Raw genomic sequence first — 16,842 nt, forward strand, 5'->3', positions numbered from 1 at the left:
GGTCATGCTCCTGCTGTAGCGCTGGCCTTGTAGCGCACCGCCTGCGGCTTGAGTTCGCCACGCATGGTCATCTCGACCAGATCGCGTTTCAGGATCTTGCCGCTGGGTGTCAGCGGGAACTGGTCCAGGCCCAGGAAGTACTCCGGCATGTCGTACTTCGACAGGCCGCAGCTCGCCAGGTGGGCGAGCATGTCAGCCGGTTCCAGCGTTTGACCCGCGCGGAGCACAACCGACAGGCAGACCTTCTCGCCGAGTCGTTCGTCCTGCACGGGATAGGCCGCTGCGCGCTCCACCAGGGGATGCCGCATGGCCAGTTCCTCGATACGGGCGGGGTGGATATTGTGGCCGCCGCGGATGATCAGGTCCTTCTTGCGCCCGACGATCACGATGCAGCCGTTCTCGTCGATGATCCCGAGGTCGCCGCTCATGAACCAGCCATGGATGTTGAACGACGTTTCCGTGGCGACCTGGTTGCTGAAGTAGCCCAGCATCAGCAAGCCGCCGCGCCCGCCGATCTCACCGATCTCGCCCACTTCGGCCTCGACGTCCCAGTTGTCCTGCTTCCACAGGCGGACCTCATATCCGCGGCACGCGCGCCCGCATGTCGACACAATGGTGTCCGCGGTATCGGACGGGATGGTGTAGTTGTGCGAACCGTTCTCGGTCATGCCGTAGACGTTCTGCGGCGTCACGCCGAGCGTCAGGAACTTCTGCGCCACATCACGCGGGATTGCCGCGCCCGCCATGTAGAAGGTGCGGACTTCGCCGAGGGACGTCAGCTTGCGGTCGCGCACGGCCTGCAGAATGTCCATGGCGTGGGTCGGCACCCCCATCACATACGTGGCGCCGGTTTCCAGGATCCAATCGAGAGCATGCTTGCCGGCACGCAGGTTGGTCATGACCAGCTCCGCGCCTGCCACCAGCACTTGTTCCAGGGCCACGGTGGCAATGTGGTGGCTCATCGGGCTCAGCGTCAGAACCGTGGTATCGGCCGAGTGACCCCAGTCGTTGACCAGTGCGCGTCCGTTGGCCAGCAGCGTGTTGTCGCTGTGCATCACACCCTTGGGGAGGCCTGTGGTGCCAGACGTGAAGGCCAGATACACGATCTTGTCCGGGTTCAGGTCCGGCGTCGACAGTGCGGAGGGCGGCAGCTGATCCGGGAATGGATGGGCGTCGGCGGGCAGGGTGAAGTCGCCATTGGCCTGGCCGGGCATGGCAAACATGGCGGCGAGCGTCGGAATGTCGGCGGCGCGGCCGAAGATCGAGTTGTGGTCCGAATCGGCGCCGTAGCCGGGCATTGCGAACAGGGCCCGGCACTGGATGCGGTTCAGCAGCGTGCAGATCTCGTCGACGGTGTAGTTCTGGTGCAGTGACGGGCAACAGACGTAGCCATTGCGCGAGCAGGCCAGGAACACGATGGTTGCCTGTACCACGTTGGGCAGCCAGATGCCGACCCGGTCACCAGGTTTCAGGCCCTGCCTGTGCAGCGCCTCGGCTACGCTATCGACCCAGTCGACCACTTCGCGCCAGGTCAACCGGACATCCGCGTCGCGCAGGGCGGCCGACGTGGGGCGTTCCCGCGAATGGCGACGGGCGAGCGTGTAAAGGGTCTCCTGCTGCCAGATCCCCGACAGGTAGTAGTCCCGTGCATTCTGCGGATTGTGCAGCGTCAGGATGTTTTGCATGATCTTCACCCGGGCATCAATGGCCAAATTTGGAAGCATCCGGCTTGCGGCGTTCGGCAAACGCCGCCGCCAGTTCGTCGTGTTCGCTGGTGTCGAGATAACCGCGCAGCAGCAGGTCATGCGCCATGCGGGACAGCCCGCTGACACCGCCATGACGCGCGTTGAACGCGCTCTTCAGCGAGGCGAGCGCAAACGCGCCGCGCTCGGCCACCTCCAGCGCATATTCGCGCGTGGCTTCGGCCAGTTGCTCATCCGGGACGACGCGATTGATCAGCCCGATTTCCATGGCTTCGCGTGCCGTCATCTTGGGATTGCGATACCAGATGTCCTTGGCGCGCTTCTTTCCCACCAGGTCTTCCAGATACCAGGTGCCATAGCCCGCATCGAAGCTGCCGACCATCGGACCGACCTGGCGAAAGATGGCCGACTCCTTGGCAATGGTCAGGTCGCAGACCACCTGCAGCACGTTGCCGCCGCCGACGGCAAAGCCGTTCACCGAGGCGATGACCGGCTTCTGCAGGCGGTCGATGCTTTCGTACATCTCCAGCGTCGGCAGCACGCCCGCGTAGAGCGTGGTGTCCTGCATGCCGTCCTTGCGCCCGCCAGTGCAGAAGAACTTGTCGCCCGCGCCGGTGATCACGATGACGCGGGTGCGGGTTTCGCGGCGGATCGCGTTGATGCAGTCACGGATCTCGTGGCACATGGTCTCGGTGAACATGTTGCCGTCGTGGGGACGGTTCAGCGTGATCGTGCCGATGGGGCCGTCTTCCTTGTAGAGAATTTCGGTATAGGACATCGTGTCTCCTGTTTAGACGATTTCTGAGTCGATGAGGCCCGCGATGCATGTCGCGGACATGGAAAGTTCTTCCCTGAGAATGCGTTCGGTGTGCTCGCCCAGCGCCGGCGGCGGGTTGCGGAGCACGGCACTGGCGCCGTCGAAGCGGATGCCCAGGCCAACCTGCGGCACCAGGCCGGTAATGCCCTGGGTGGCGAAGAACATGCCGCTCTCGCGCAGCGGGATGTCGTCGGCCAGTTGGTCAATGCTGTTGATGGGGCCGGACGGGATGCGGTGTTGCGCAAACAGCGCAAGCCAGTGCTGGCGTGGTTGCGTCGCAAGGAGTTCGGCAATGGCCTGCACGATCGCCTGGCGCGCCTCGCGCCGGCGGGCGTTGGTCTCGAATCCCGGTTGCCGCGCGTAGTCCGGACGCCCGACCGCCGTCCAGAAGCGCTGCCAGATGGCGTCGTTGCCGAGTCCCAGCGTGATGGGGGAATCCGCGGTATCGAAGACCTGATAGATCGCGATCACGGAATCAGTCCCGCCCGAGCGGTTCGGCGCCTCGCCGGAACCCAGATAGGGCACGATCCGCGGCGCCATGAACCGCGCCATCGTCGCCACCATCGACACATCGATCTGCTTTCCGGCCCCCGTGCGTTCCCGTTCGAACAGCGCGGCCAGCGTGGCCATGGCAATGTCCTGGCCGGACAGCAGATCGGCGGCAGGGGTGCCGACCTTCTGGGGCGGGCGATCCGCCTCGCCGGTCAGGTGCATGACTCCTGAGTAGCCCTCTGCGATGAGGTCGTAGCATGGCAGGTCGGCGCGTTCGCCCTCGAGCCCGAACCCGGTCACGGACACATGGATCAGCCTGCCGTTGATGGCCTTGAGCGTCGTGTAATCGAGGCCGAGCTTTTCCTGCACACGCTGGGCGGTGTTGAGGACGACGACGTCGGCATGGCGCACCAGTTCATGCGCCACCCGCTGGCCCTCCGGGCGTGTGAGGTCGATGGTCATGCTCTGCTTGTTGCGGTTCATGCTCAGGAACCACAGGGACTCACCGTCCAGGAACGGCGGCCCCCAGCTGCGTGTATCGTCGCCGCCATGGCGCTTTTCCACCTTGACGACCTCGGCCCCCAGGTCGGCGAGCAGGAGCGTGCCATAAGGGCCAGCCACCGAGGTGGTGAAGTCGAGCACGCGAATACCCCGCAGGCAGGAAAGGCCTGCGCCGGGTGTCTGGAACGGGAGTGTCTTCAGTGTGTCCATTTCAGGTCGGATCTACGCAAGTGACCGACATACTGCAAAGCGTGTGCCAACACATGGCGCGAAATTTGCGGCTACGCGAGTGATTGCCTGGGGGCTTAGGCACTGCCTGCGTTAGCGGCCTTGCGGGCGGATCGGAAGGCCGACGAACCGGGGGGAAACTGCTTAGAATGAGACTGTCTTTGCAGTGTCCTTGCCTGCCATCGAGAAGGCAATTGTGTAGTCGCCGAATACACAGCGTTCCGTAAAACAGACGAACCGTGGTGGAGACATGAAACGAGAATCAGAGGGCGTCCTCGTACTCGATGCCGAGGGCAACACAACATTCGCCAGCGGACTCGGCAGGGATTCGCTGGTCGCCAAGTCGCTGGGCCGGCTCTGGCAGAACCGCGACCGCGTGCCGCTCAGGCGGATGTCGGCCATGGCCGACCTGGAGCGCCCACTGACGGTCGCGGCGATCCCGACGCGCGATTCAGTGTGCTTCCTGATCTTTGCCGTGCAGGAAGGCGATGAGCTGAGCGAGTTCCTGGCAAGCGTGGATGCGGCGCCGGACATCCTCAGGCATTTCATTACCGATCCCTACAAGGCGATGGTCGTGGTGGATACGTCGGCGCGCATCACTTACATGAGCCCGGTCCATGAGCGCTTTTTCGGCCTCAAGCATGGCGAGGCGATCGGGCGGGATGTGACATCGGTGATCGAGAACACGAAGCTGCAGGAGGTGGTAGCGACCGGCAAGGGGCAGGTGGCCCAGTTGCAGGAGATGAACGGCGTGACGCGCGTGGTGTCGCGGCTGCCGATCTTCGATCGCAACAAGCGCGTCGTGGCAGCCATCGGGCAGGTGATGTTCAAGGGGCCCGAGGCCATGCGCGAACTCACCGTGGAGCTTGCCAAGGTCAAGCAGGAACTCGATTTCTATCGCCGGGAGTTGTCCGGGATCCGCAACCGGAGCTACGGCCTGGATCAGATCGTGGGCAGCAGCGATGCCGTGCGACGGCTGAAGGAGGACATCCTGCGCGTGGCGCCATTGGATGTGCCGGTATTGCTGGCGGGCGAGAGCGGGACCGGCAAGGAGATGGTGGCGCACGCGATCCATATGCTAAGCCCGCGCAGCGACAAGCCGTTAGTGCTGGTGAACTCGGCGGCGATGCCGCCCAACCTGGTCGAGAGCGAACTGTTTGGCTATGAGCCCGGCGCTTTCACCGGCGCGGACCGAAAAGGCCGCAAGGGCAAGTTCGAGGCCGCCGATACCGGCACGCTGTTTCTCGATGAAATCGGCGACATGCCGATCGACATGCAGGTCAAGCTGCTTCGCGTGCTGCAGGATGGCCAGTTCGAGCGTGTCGGGGGCGATCGCGCCCGGCATTCGGATTTCCGCCTGATATCGGCCAGCAATCGGGACTTCAAGGCGATGATCGCCAACTCGAGCTTCCGGCTGGACCTGTTCTATCGGATCAGCGCGGTGACGCTGCGGCTGCCGGCATTGCGCGACCGTCTGGAGGACATTCCGGAGCTGGCCGATACCTTCCTGGAGGCGTTTGCGATCCGGCACGGCGCGCCGAAGAAGTCGATTGCCGAATCCGCGATCCGCTTCCTCCAGTCGCGCGCCTGGCCGGGAAATATCCGGCAACTGCAACATGCGATCGAGCGCGCGGCAATCTTCTGCGACGGACCGGTCTTGTCGGTCGCAGAGTTCGGCAGTATGGAAGGCGCTGAGCAGACGCTGGCGTGGCGCCAGAGCGGAGCCCCGGCGGGCGCCGCGGAAAAGTCGCGGCAGCCCGATATCCGTGAAGCGAAGGAACGGCTGGAATCGGCGTTGATTTTGGAAGCCATGCGCCGTACCGGTGGTAACAAGAAGCGCGTCGCCGAAGAACTTGGGATCTCGCGTTCGTACCTCTACAAGCGCCTGAGCATGATGGAGGAAGAAAAGAGCGAGGTGCCGGCGCCGCGCTAGGCGGTTGCGCGGGCCGGCGGTGCAAGCGTCGCTAGTGCCCGCCTACGGAATGATCCGGTTTGCGCGCAGTTCGTCGAACTGGCGCAGGAACATTTGCTCCGAATCCACGGCTTCGCTGAAGCCATGCTGGCGAGCCTTGGTGGTGGACGAAATGACGTCGAACTCCGGGGTGAAGACGAAGTTTCCGTACTTCCAGCCCACCAGTTGCTCGTACGGGATCGGCCGCAGGTCGTGCTCCCTGACCAGTCGCTCCCAGAGCGGTCCCTTGTCGGCCATCATGTGGACCAGATCGATCTTCTGGGCCGCAGCGGTTTCCATGTCGAAGTAGCGCGCGATGGCGGGCCACAAGTCCTGCCACCGGAAAATGTCGCCGTTGGTGATGTTGAACGGCTCGTTGGCAGCGGCCGGATCGGTTGCCATCCACTTGCAGGCGCGTGCCAGCAAGCCGCTGTCGGTCACGTTGTACAGCGCGCGCGCGTTGGCCTCGGAGCCCGGATGGCGCAACGGCAGCCCCAGTGCCTTGGAGATAGTGGCGTACACGGCGAGGACCATGACGAGATTCATCGGGTTGCCGATGGCAAAGCCGCAGATGCCGTGGGGGCGCGCGGCAGACCACGTCCACGCCTTGCCTTTCTGGCGCTGGGCGATGAATGCCTGCTGGTCATAGTAGAAGTTGGGCGGCATGTGACCCGGGTCGGTTTCCTTTGCGGGCGTCTTGAACGGTCCGAGATGATTGCCATACCACTTGGTGCCGTGCATCAGGTTGACGTGCTGGAGCCGGTCCGCCACCGGCTCGATGGCATCCATCAGGTTCGCGAGCAATGCCATGTTCGGCGCCACCATTTCGGCCCAGCCGGCCTTCTCGATGTAGGCAGAGAAGAAGATATGGGTGACCTCCCGCAGCCCGCCGAGCTTGGCCTTCGTATCGCCGGCGTCAAGCAGGTCGGCCGGGATGTGGCGGTACTCGCCGGTGATATCTGGCTCGCGACGCGAAACGGCGATCACATCCCATTCCGGGTCGGCGGCAAGCAGCCGCAGCAGGTTCCGTCCTACCACGCCGGTGGCGCCGGCAATCAGTGCGGTCTTCCTTGGTTGTGTCATGGTGTCTTTTGCTGGTTATCGAATGGCCCGGCCGCCGTCGACGCTCAGGGACGCTCCGGTGATGAAGGCGGCTTCCGCGCTGCACAGGAAGGCCGCCGCCGCTGCCTGGTCTTCCGCGGTCGAGATTCGCTTCAGGGGATGCAACGCCAGCCGCTCCTGGGCCCGATCCGCGGTGTTGCCATGAATGTTGCGGAACATCGGGGTATCGACGGTGCCGGGGCAGATCGCGTTGACGCGAATGCCGTCGTTGGCCAGTTCCAGTGCCAGGGCGCGGGTCAGGGAATCCACGCCGCCCTTGCTGGCGGCGTAAGCGCTGTGACGCAGGCTGCCGCGCAGCGCGTCGATGGAGGCCACATTGAGGATGCACGGCGAGTCGCTGCGCTTCAGCAGCGTCAGCATGGTCCGGCAGCCAAGGAAGGCGCCGGTCAGGTTGACGCCGATGACTTCGTTCCAGTCCGCCAGGCTGGTGTCCTCCAATGGCGCCTCGCGCAGGATGCCGGCATTGTTCACCAGCACGTCGAGTTGCCCGACTTCGGTACCGATACGATCTGCCAGCCTTTGCCAGTCCGCTTCGGAGCGGACATCACCGCTTACGGCGCGCTCGCGATCCTGCGGCATGCGGTCAAATCGGTATACGGTCCAGCCGTCCCGTTCGAAGCGTTCGGCAATGGCAAGGCCAATGCCAACGGCCGCCCCGGTAACCAGCGCCGTTCTTGGTTTCGCTTCAGGCATGTTTGTTCCTCTTGTGAATGACCTTCTGGATGGCAACCAGCGCAAGCCGGTAGGAGTCGACACCAAGCCCTGTCACCATGCCTGCGCTCTCGGAAGCGGTAACAGAATGCATGCCGCGGGCGTCGATATTGCTCATATGCACTTCGATGTAGGGCAGCGGCACCGCTTTCAGGCAATCGCGCAAGGCATGACCCGCATAGAGAAAGCCCGCGGGATTCATGACAAGACCGTCTACTTGCTCGCGTGTGGCGCGATAAATGGCGCTGATGGCTTCACCTTCGACGTTGGTGTAGAGGATGTCGAGTTGCATGCCGAGCCCCACGGCGTCCGCGCGCAGGATGTCGTCCAGTTCGGCGGCGGTGGTGGTGCCATAGATTTCCGGCTGGCGAAAACCCAGATACTCCATGTTGGCACCCTGGATCAGCAGAATTCGCATTACAAGTCCTCCTGGTTCAGTGAGCACAGCAGACGATAGGTGCCGACGTAGGCGTCCGGGAACTGCCGGCGCAGCGTGTTCGCCACGCGATTTGCCACTTCGGGCCGCAGGTATTCCAACACCAGGCAGGCGTTGATCTTCACGTCACCGCCGCGCAGTGCTTCTTCTGCGGAGATCTCCTTCGTGTCGGGCTCCGCCGAGATCCACATCTCGGAATGCGTGTGCGCCGCGTCGACCTCCAGCATGCCAACGGCGTCGCGCAGCCGCGGGTAGGCATCGGCTGCATTCAGCGCAACGGTCAGCACCACGCTGCCGCGACTCGCCCCGCGGAGATCGCGCCGCTCGCAGACCGTGCGGGACATGTTGGTGAAGCCGTCCTGCATCATGGAGATGGTGCGCGCGGTGGGGTGGGCGAGCCGTTCGCGATATGCCGCCGACCTCAGCACCTCGGGATGGACCACCTCGTAGGTGGTCAGGAACTGCCGCGAAGCGCAGATGGCTTCGAACCGGCGACCCGTCAGGAAGCCGGCGATGCCAAGCCGCTCCGGCAGGTGTTCCTCCTGATACCAGGATTCGTAGGCTGCTGCGCGCGACGCATTGCAGTCATTCCAGATAGCCAGGATCCCGCTCATGCGCGTGCTCCGGCTTGCGCTTCGGCCGACCTGAGTTGCCGGGGCAGCCCCAATGCCATGCACGCGGCGATCACGAACGTTCCTGCCAGGAACACCAGGCCAACGGTGTCGGTGTGGAAGGTCTGGCGGAACACGCCGAGGATGTATGGGCCGAAGAAGCCGCCGATATTGCCGACGGAATTCACGAGCGCCAGAGCAACGGCCGCCCGTGCGCCGGCAAAGTGCTGTGACGGAAAGCTGTAGAACAGGGGCACGGCTGCCTGCATGCAGGCAGCCATGCATAGCCCGGCGAACGCCAGGATAGCGCTCTGCGCGAATGCGGACATGGTCAATCCGATCGCCGCCAGCATCAGGATGGCGCTGAGCACGCCGGCGCGATTCTTTTCGCGCGGCGGAATGCGCGACAGCGTGAAGAGCGCCATGGCGCAGAACACCCAGGGCACCGCCGAGAGCAGTCCGGCCTGGACCGCGCTGACCGAGAAGCGCAGCTTGATGATCTGCGGCAGCCAGTAGGTGACGGCGTAGAAGCCGATGAGCATGGACGTGTACTGGAAGCAGTAGTACCACGCCGCGCGGGTCTTCATGACCGAGGCGATGGCGCTCAGGCCGTGACTGTCATCGGCCCCGCTGTTCCGGTCGCTGCGGATCGCCGCGATGAGCGTCTGCTTCTCGCGGGCCGTCAGCCATCGCGCCTTCTCAGGGGTGCTGGCCATGGCGAAACAGGTGATGATGCCCACCACCACGGCCAGGGCGCCCTCGATGATCAGGACCCACTGCCAGCCGGAAACGCCAAGGATCCCGTCCATGGTCAATAGGGCGGCGGTCATGGCGCTGCCCAGCGCCAGTGAAATGGGAATGCCGATCTGGAATACCGCAAATGCCCTGGTCAGATAGCGGATCGGCACGAACAGACTGAGATAGAAGAGAATGCCGGGGTAAAAGCCGGCTTCGCCGACCCCAAGCAACAGGCGGAAGATATAGAGCGACGTGGCACCGGTGACCAGGGATGTGCCCATGCAGATCAGGCCCCACGTGACCATGATCCGGGCGATCCAAAGCTTGGCGCCGTAACGTTGCAGAGCAATGTTCGATGGGATCTCGAACAGCACATAACCGATAAAGAAGAGTCCCGAGGCCAGACCGAACATTGCCGGCGTCAGGCCGAGCGCGGCTTGCATGTCGGGGCCGGCAACGGAGAGGTTGGTGCGGTCGACATAGGACACGAAGATCCCGATCAATGCCAGAGGCATGATCTTTCGGATGACTTTCGATACGATGCGCTGCTGTTCTGCGATGCTCTCATCAACCGCATCGGGACTAAGTGCCCCGGGAATGGACTGAAGCGATGTCGTCATGTCTCCTCCATTGTTGGAGTGGATGTTGGATAGTTAGGACGGAAGAAGCTCACCGGAAATCCCTCCGCCGGGGAAGCCTCGCAACATCGATGCCATGTCCGCGACGACGCAACTGAAGGGCAAACAGGCGTGCCTTCTGGGGTCGGAGCGTTGTCAGGATGACAATTGTGTCCACGTACATGTTTGCCGCGAGGACATCGGTCCTGGCGCGCGGCGCGCGCCACTCAAAAAAGGCTGGAAAGAACGGCCGGCATCAGGCCGGCCGGTCGCGGCGGCGTCGGGCTGTCAGTGCCAGGTCCTAAACGTGTCCCAGCACCGGATGCGGTTCATATCCTTCCTCGAGGTGCCGAACTTCTTCGGGTGTGAGCCTCACTTCCAGCGCGGCCACCGCCTGGTCCAGTTGGGCCGCCTTGCTGATGCCGATGACGGGAGCCGTCACGCCCTTGTGCAGTAGCCAGGCATAGGCCAGTTCCGCGTTGCTGATGCCCTTCTGGCCGGCCATCCGGGTGAGGTTGTCGACGACATTGAAATCCGATTCCCGAAAATAGAATTTCTTGGCCAGATGATCGGTCTTTGCGCGCTCGGTGTCTCCGAACCCCTCACGCTTGCGGTTGCCCGCGAGGAAGCCGCGGGCGAGCGGGCTCCACGGCAGCAGGGCTACACCGGAGTCCTTGCACAAGGGATTCATTTCGCGCTCTTCTTCCCGGTACAAGAGGTTGTAGTGGTTCTGCATGCTGACGAACCGGGTCCAGCCATTTTCCTTCGCCACCTGCTGGGCCTTCGCAAATTGCCACGCCCACATGCTGCTGGCGCCGAGATAGCGGACCTTGCCGGCCTTGACCACATCATGCAAGGCCTCCATCGTTTCCTCGATCGGCGTCTGCGTGTCGTAACGGTGGATCTGGTACAGGTCTATGTAGTCGGTACCCAGGCGCTGCAACGAAGCGTCGACCGCATGGAAAATGCGTTTACGGCTCAAGCCATCCCTGTTCGGCCGGCGCACGAACGAGGCCATCTTGACGCCCTCGTAGGCAATATCGACCGGCTCGTAGACCTTGGTAGCGACCACGGCTTCTTCGCGTCGGCTCCCCGGAAACATCTCTTTGAGGAACTTGCCGGTCAGGACCTCCGACATGCCGCCCGAATAGGTGTCGCCGGTGTCGAAGAAATTGATGCCAAGGTCGACCGCGCGTTTGACCAGCGGCCGGGATGCGTCTTCATCCATGACCCAGGGACGCCACTCAGGGCTCCCGAATGTCAGCATGCCGAGGCAGATTCGCGAAACCTTCAGGCCGGTCGTGCCGAGGCGGACGTATTCCATGCGTATGTCTCCAGGTTGTATGCATGACGCTCCGAGGATCGGAGCGGAAGGCATTGCTTCCGCACCGTCTGTCGGGTCGAGCGATTGGCTGAGCACTATGCATGCCAGCCTGGGATCGTCCTCTCTACGTTCAGGCGGCGTGTGCAGAGGCGCTTTTGTGGCGTTGGCATGTACGCGCAGAGGACAATGACTGTCCGCGGTTGTGCACGCGGAAGACAGTTGGGCGCCTTAGCCTGCGAGACCAGTCATTCACGGCGACTAAGTGCAACGAATCGATGTGCTAGCATGGCGTGCCACACGAACACTCAAGCAGGCCCATCCTGCCCGCCGTGAGAACATGAAGCTCGACAACATCGATCGCCGGATTCTGAACGCCTTGCAGGAGGATGGACGTTTGCAGAACGTGGATCTGGCCAAGCGGGTGGGGCTGTCTCCTTCGCCCTGTTTGCGGCGCGTCAGATTGCTGGAGGAGGCGGGAGTTATCGAGCGCTACGTTGCGGTTGTGAACCCGGCGAAGGTGGGCGTGGGCCTGACGGTCTTCGTGCGAGTTTGGCTCAAGGGGCAGGACGAGGAGACGGTCAACAGCTTCGTGGCAGCCATCAAGGACATGCCCGAGGTGACGGAGTGTCACCTGATGGCGGGCGACTGCGACTTTCTCTTGCGCGTCGTGAGCCAGGATCTGGACGCGTACCGGCAGTTTCAGATGACCCATCTTGCCCGGTTGAAGGCCGTCCAGAACGTCAAGAGCGAAATCCCGATGCAGCGGATCAAGCAGACGTCCACGATCCTCCTTTGAAGCTGCATTGCGTGGCGCGATGCAGATCTCGCCGTATCAAAGCCGTCGAGGCTGCATGTGACCGCCGAGGTGGCCACATGCTCGAGTCAGCCCGCGGCAGGGAAGTTCCAGCGTTGCGCTAAATCGTGGCGCCTTGGATTTTGCGCAAGGTAGCCGGGGCACCGCACAAGAATATGTCGACCTTTTGTCGGATGACCGCTTCCATGTCGTCCGGCACACTGAGTCCATACACCCACTTGCGCACGCCCAGATAGAAGATTGCCGCGTGCAGGCTCCAGACCATCTCGATCGCGGCATCGTTTTCCGCGGCATTGCGCGGCGCGGCAATGCCGAACGCTTCGCGTATCTCAGCCAGGACCGGCAGGAAGACCTTGCTGCGCAGCATGTCCATGTACCTGTCGTTGATGCCCTCGTGGGTCAGGCCGGAAAAGATGAACAGCCGGATCCATTCTTCGCGCAGGATCACTGACGAGTAGTCGATATAGAAGGCATAGAGCCGCTCGATCAGTGGGAGCGAACAGTCGGCGATCTGCTGTTCCCATTCGGGACGCCACTGGAAGACCTCGTTGTACACGCGCTCGATGAGGGCCTCCTTGTTCTCGAAGTACCGATAGAGCAGCGGCTGGGTGATCCCGATCTGCCTGGCGAGATCGCGCGTACTGCCTCCGAAGCCGCTCCGGGTAAAGTGTTCGATCGCCTTTTCGACAATCTGCTGTTGCCGTTCCGCGGGCAGGAGCCGACGGGCAACTTTGTCGGAGGCGCTATCCCAATCCGCTACTTTGCTTGTTTCCATGATGTATGGCCCGACTTTGCCGCGGATCGCGCCCGTGGGAACCCGACCATGCCGCGGATGCTCCGGTTAAGGGCCCCTCTCCCAGGTGGGAGAGGGTAGAAGTCATGCCCTTACGCCTCGGCCGTCCCCTTGGTCCCCATCCCCAATTCACAAGCCACGCGCTGATTCTGATACGCCGCACGCTCCCACGCGCCTCTTGCCGAACGGTCCGTCACCGAGAAGGCGTAGATGCCGGCGAACGCGACCAGCATGGAGAACAGTGCCGGATACTCGTACGGGTAGATTGCCGAGGCATGGCCCAGTACCTGCACCCAGACCGTTGGGCTCAGGATCGTGAGAACCACAGCCGTGACGAGTCCCAGCGTCCCGCCGATTACGGCGCCACGCGTAGTCAGTCCCCGCCAGTAGATCGACAGCAGCAGCACCGGGAAGTTGGAGCTGGCGGCAATCGAGAACGTCAGGCTGACGATGAAGGCGATGGTCTGCTTCTCGAACAGGATGCCGAGCAGGATCGACAGCACACCCAGCACCAGCGTAGTGGTACGCGAGACCCGCATCTCATCCTTCTCAGATGCCTTGCCTTGGCGAATGACCGTTGCATAGAGGTCATGCGAGATGGCGGAAGAGCCAGCCAGGGCGAGCCCGGCAACGACGGCAAGGATAGTCGAGAACGCCACGGCGCAGATGAAGCCGAGGAACACGTTGCCGCCGACCGCATGGGCCAGGTGCACGGCCACCATGTTGACGCCACCGATCACGGCACCTGTGCCATTGTGGTACAGCGGATCGCCGGCGACCAGTGCGATCGTGCCGAAGCCGATCACGATGATCATGGCGTAGCCAGTGCCGACGATGCCGGTGGCATAGAGCACGCTCTTGCGCGCGGCCTTGACATTGCTGACGGTGAAGAAGCGCATCAGGATGTGCGGCAGGCCTGCGGTGCCGAAGATCAGCGCCAGGCCGAGCGACACGGCCGACACCGGGTCGGACACCAGACCGCCTGGACGCATGATGGCGTCATGCTTGCCATGCGTGGTGACGGCATGCTCGAACAGGCTGTTCAGGTTGAAGCCAAAGCGGCTCATCACCATGAAGGCCATGAAGGCGCAACCGGCAAGCAGCAGGACGGCCTTGATGATCTGGATCCAGGTGGTGGCCAGCATGCCGCCAAAGAACACGTACACGACCATCAGCACGCCGACCAGCACCACGGCCGAGGTGTAGCTGAAACCAAACAGCAACTCCACCAGCTTGCCCGCGCCCACCATCTGCGACACCAGATAGAGCAGGACGATCACGATCGAGCTCGACGCCGAGAACGCCCGGATGGGTCGCTGCTTGAGCCGGTACGAGAGCACATCGGCGAGCGTATAGCGGCCCAGGTTGCGCAACGGCTCCGCGATCAGGAACAGGATGATCGGCCAGCTTGCCAGGAAGCCGATCGAATAGATCAGGCCGTCATAGCCGCTGGTGAAGACGAGCGCCGAAATGCCGAGGAGCGATGCGGCGGACATATAGTCGCCGGCAATGGCCCAGCCGTTCTGCATGGCGGTGATCTTGCCGCCCGCGGCGTAGTGGTCGGCGACGCTGTTATTGCGCTTTGCCGCCCACCGCGTCACGACAAGCGTCGCGGCTACGAACACCAGGAACATGGCAATGGCGATCAGGTTCAGGCCCTGGCCAACCGGCGGGGTGGCTGCCAGCACGGGAGTGGCAGCCGTGAGGGCAGCGGCTGCAGTCAGTACGCGTTTCATGACGGCTCTCCCTGGCGGATCTCGTCGATCATCTTGTCGTAGACGGTGTTGCTGCGGTACACGTAGACTGCCACCATCGCGAACGTGAAGGCAAACATGCCAAAGCCGATGGGAATGCCCACCGTCATCGGCTGTCCCGGCGTCAGCGGCACGGCAAGCAAGTCCGGGCGGAAGGCCAGCGTGAGAATGAAACCGAAGTAGACCAGCAGCATGACAGCGGTGAGCGTCCAGGAGAAGGCGCGACGCGCGCGGTGCAAGCGCTCGAAGCGCGGTTGCCTCAGCATCGGGTGCGGGTCCACCGAGCCGTCGATGCGGGCTAGTCCTGGCGCCGAAGGAAAGGGGGCGGTGTGGGTCATGACATTGTCTCCATATGCCTGTTGTCTGGATCTGCGTCAGAACTGACGGGATACTGCTGTCTCGCGCATGACCGCCTCCGGTGTGCGATAACGTTCGGCCATTTCGCGGTCCTGATCGCTCTTGAGCTGGGCCTGCATGTAGGCGCCGAGGTGGCGCGCGTGCTCGACAATCGCATGTCCGAACTGGACGCGCTCGGTACTGTACGCGTCGAGGGCCGTCTCGACGGTCGAATGTTCGCTGAGGGCGCGCACGATTGCCATCGCATCTCCCGCAGCCTTGGTGACGCCCATGCCGCAGTGAGGGCGGGCGACAAAAGCGGCGTCACCGAGCAAGGCAATCCTGCCGAAAGCCATGCGCGGCACCGTCAGATCGAAGATCGGCTGGAACAGTGGTTGGGCTGTCTTGGTGACGACCTCGGCAAACTGCGGGGCGAGCAAGGATGTCGCCGCATCTTCCATGTCGGCGATCACGTCGGGGCGAATCAGGCCCGGCGGGATGCCGTTGGGCCAGCGCTTGCCGCTGGCGTCAGTCAGCAGATCGGGCAATTCGTCGTCCTCGCGCGTCGCGCGATACCAGACGAAGTTGTAGCGACGCTGCCCAGGTTCGGTGCTGTTGGCTTCACCCGCCACCGGATACCCGAGGATTTGCTCGCGCGGAGGCAGGCAGAAGGCGAACTTGTCAAAGATCGCCGCGTGAGTGTCGGGCGAAAGCTGTGACTCGTCGACCAGGCCGCGCCACGCAATGTATCCGGCGTATTCCAGGCCGGCCGAAGGCAAGAGCTGTTCGCGCACGCTGGAACGGAAGCCGTCGGCGGCGATAACCAGATCGGCCCGGTGGGTCGAACCGTCCTGCAGCGTCACCGTAGCGTGGTCCCGGTACGTATCGACGGACGTCACGAACGCGCCCGTCCGATAGGTGCCCGTGAAAGCCTTGCCGAGCACGTCATACATCTTGCCCCAGGCGGTCAGCGTCTGAGGCATGTCCCGATCGGCAAGCGACACACCCTCCCGGGAGAGCGTGATTCGGGTATTGACGTGCACGCCAATGCTTTCATCGACCACCACGCCCGCCGATGCCAGCGCGTCGAACAATTCCGGGTGCGTGACGATGCCGGCGCCGCGCCCAGTCAGCGCTTCGGGCGTGCGCTCGAAGATCTCTACATTCCAGCCATTGCGGCTGAGCATGTTGGCCGCAAACAGCCCGCCCAGCGATCCACCTACGACAATCGCCTTCGGCTTGTTGTGCAATACGGTATTCATGCCAGTGCTCCAGTCTTTGCTTGTGCACTGTCGGGCAGTGCCAGTCCTGCCACTTCGGCAGCGGGGTAGTTGAGTTCGATCGTGACGCCGGAAGGATCCTCGAGGAAAACCTGATGCAGGCCGAGGCTTGGTACCGTGCGATCACGCCAGGAGATGCCTTCAGCACGCAGGGTCGCCCACATCTGCTCGACGCCCGTGGCCAGGAAGGCGATGTGGTCCAGCGTGCCGGTGCCAGACGCGGGCAGGGATTTGTCGCCCAGATAGGCGGACAGGCCGGAAGGGTTGTCCGGATCCACGCCAATGATGTGAACCGTCCCGTAGTCGCTCTCGTCGTCACCCATATAGAGCCATGCGCCGGGAAAGTCGAAGGGTGGTCGATAGCCGCGCCGGAACCCCAGGACGCGTTCGTAGAACGCGCAGGACCGCTCCAGGTCCGTGGTGCGTATCGAATAGTGTGCTAGTTTGGCCAGTGCCATCGAAGCCTCCTGTAAATTATCAACCGATCAGTGATCGATGGATAAATAGTAGGGCGGAAGCTGTTGGAGGCCAAGAACCTCTAGGGTGGGACATACCCTAACTTCCTGATTATTTTCGGCCGATAAATGACCTGGGGTGCACCTTTAGACGCCGAA

At 62.9% G+C, this 16,842-nt stretch carries 16 protein-coding genes; 2 read left to right on the forward strand and 14 right to left on the reverse strand.

Going from position 1 to position 16,842, the window contains the following annotated elements; all coding sequences use genetic code 11:
* Window positions 1–2 precede the first annotated feature (2 nt).
* From AC3WQZ_RS03515 to AC3WQZ_RS03525, 3 genes are read right to left on the reverse strand one after another with little or no spacing between them, the layout of a single operon-like run.
* A complete protein-coding gene (locus AC3WQZ_RS03515; RefSeq protein WP_058697671.1) occupies window positions 3–1,685 on the reverse strand; it encodes a class I adenylate-forming enzyme family protein in 1,683 nt (560 codons plus the stop codon).
* 16 nt (window positions 1,686–1,701) lie between these two features.
* Window positions 1,702–2,481: an enoyl-CoA hydratase-related protein gene (locus AC3WQZ_RS03520; RefSeq protein ID WP_058697539.1), complete on the reverse strand. Its 780-nt coding sequence runs from the start codon at window positions 2,479–2,481 to the stop codon at window positions 1,702–1,704.
* Between the two features lie 12 nt (window positions 2,482–2,493).
* On the reverse strand, window positions 2,494–3,723 hold the full coding sequence (locus tag AC3WQZ_RS03525) for a CaiB/BaiF CoA transferase family protein (RefSeq protein WP_058697540.1): 1,230 nt from the start codon (window positions 3,721–3,723) through the stop codon (window positions 2,494–2,496).
* Between the two features lie 268 nt (window positions 3,724–3,991).
* Here AC3WQZ_RS03525 and AC3WQZ_RS03530 point away from each other — a divergent pair, with 268 nt between their 5' ends.
* The gene (locus AC3WQZ_RS03530; RefSeq protein ID WP_058697541.1) at window positions 3,992–5,674 is read left to right on the forward strand and encodes a sigma-54 interaction domain-containing protein; all 1,683 of its coding nucleotides are present in this window, start codon (window positions 3,992–3,994) and stop codon (window positions 5,672–5,674) included.
* 42 nt (window positions 5,675–5,716) lie between these two features.
* Here the strand turns inward: AC3WQZ_RS03530 and AC3WQZ_RS03535 are convergent, their stop codons facing one another.
* The 6 genes from AC3WQZ_RS03535 to AC3WQZ_RS03560 all read right to left on the reverse strand — a co-directional run bounded on the left by AC3WQZ_RS03535 (window position 5,717) and on the right by AC3WQZ_RS03560 (window position 11,251).
* Window positions 5,717–6,775: an SDR family oxidoreductase gene (locus tag AC3WQZ_RS03535; RefSeq protein WP_058697542.1), complete on the reverse strand. Its 1,059-nt coding sequence runs from the start codon at window positions 6,773–6,775 to the stop codon at window positions 5,717–5,719.
* Window positions 6,776–6,790: 15 nt separating this feature from the next.
* Complete coding sequence (locus tag AC3WQZ_RS03540) at window positions 6,791–7,507, reverse strand: SDR family NAD(P)-dependent oxidoreductase (RefSeq protein ID WP_058697543.1); 717 nt, start codon at window positions 7,505–7,507, stop codon at window positions 6,791–6,793.
* Window positions 7,500–7,943, reverse strand: coding sequence for a type II 3-dehydroquinate dehydratase (locus AC3WQZ_RS03545; protein WP_058697544.1), 444 nt, complete (start codon window positions 7,941–7,943; stop codon window positions 7,500–7,502). Before AC3WQZ_RS03545 ends, AC3WQZ_RS03540 begins: the two co-directional genes overlap by 8 nt.
* Window positions 7,943–8,575, reverse strand: a complete 633-nt coding sequence (locus tag AC3WQZ_RS03550; protein ID WP_058697545.1) for a DUF4286 family protein — start codon at window positions 8,573–8,575, stop codon at window positions 7,943–7,945. The genes AC3WQZ_RS03545 and AC3WQZ_RS03550 overlap by 1 nt, the downstream gene beginning before the upstream one ends.
* Window positions 8,572–9,930 carry an MFS transporter gene (locus tag AC3WQZ_RS03555; protein WP_081050225.1) on the reverse strand — a complete coding sequence of 453 codons (1,359 nt, stop codon included), beginning with the start codon at window positions 9,928–9,930 and terminating at the stop codon, window positions 8,572–8,574. The genes AC3WQZ_RS03550 and AC3WQZ_RS03555 overlap by 4 nt, the downstream gene beginning before the upstream one ends.
* Window positions 9,931–10,228: 298 nt before the next feature.
* Window positions 10,229–11,251 (reverse strand): aldo/keto reductase, encoded by a 1,023-nt coding sequence (locus AC3WQZ_RS03560; RefSeq protein ID WP_058697547.1) that lies wholly within the window; start codon window positions 11,249–11,251, stop codon window positions 10,229–10,231.
* A 337-nt stretch (window positions 11,252–11,588) separates the two neighbouring features.
* Here AC3WQZ_RS03560 and AC3WQZ_RS03565 point away from each other — a divergent pair, with 337 nt between their 5' ends.
* A complete protein-coding gene (locus tag AC3WQZ_RS03565; protein ID WP_058697548.1) occupies window positions 11,589–12,047 on the forward strand; it encodes an Lrp/AsnC family transcriptional regulator in 459 nt (152 codons plus the stop codon).
* A gap of 118 nt (window positions 12,048–12,165) precedes the next feature.
* Here AC3WQZ_RS03565 and AC3WQZ_RS03570 read toward each other — a convergent pair whose 3' ends face one another.
* From AC3WQZ_RS03570 to AC3WQZ_RS03590, 5 genes are all read right to left on the reverse strand, one after another.
* Window positions 12,166–12,840, reverse strand: a complete 675-nt coding sequence (locus AC3WQZ_RS03570) for a TetR/AcrR family transcriptional regulator (protein ID WP_081050226.1) — start codon at window positions 12,838–12,840, stop codon at window positions 12,166–12,168.
* A gap of 110 nt (window positions 12,841–12,950) precedes the next feature.
* A complete protein-coding gene (locus AC3WQZ_RS03575; protein WP_058697549.1) occupies window positions 12,951–14,594 on the reverse strand; it encodes a cation acetate symporter in 1,644 nt (547 codons plus the stop codon).
* Window positions 14,591–14,950, reverse strand: a complete 360-nt coding sequence (locus AC3WQZ_RS03580; RefSeq protein ID WP_058697550.1) for a DUF485 domain-containing protein — start codon at window positions 14,948–14,950, stop codon at window positions 14,591–14,593. Before AC3WQZ_RS03580 ends, AC3WQZ_RS03575 begins: the two co-directional genes overlap by 4 nt.
* Window positions 14,951–14,986: 36 nt before the next feature.
* Window positions 14,987–16,210 carry an FAD binding domain-containing protein gene (locus AC3WQZ_RS03585; protein ID WP_058697551.1) on the reverse strand — a complete coding sequence of 408 codons (1,224 nt, stop codon included), beginning with the start codon at window positions 16,208–16,210 and terminating at the stop codon, window positions 14,987–14,989.
* Entirely contained in the window at window positions 16,207–16,686 is a 480-nt protein-coding gene (locus AC3WQZ_RS03590; RefSeq protein WP_058697552.1) for a VOC family protein, read from the reverse strand. Before AC3WQZ_RS03590 ends, AC3WQZ_RS03585 begins: the two co-directional genes overlap by 4 nt.
* Window positions 16,687–16,842 lie beyond the last annotated feature (156 nt).

It is taken from the genome of Cupriavidus sp. FW305-26, assembly GCF_058787975.1.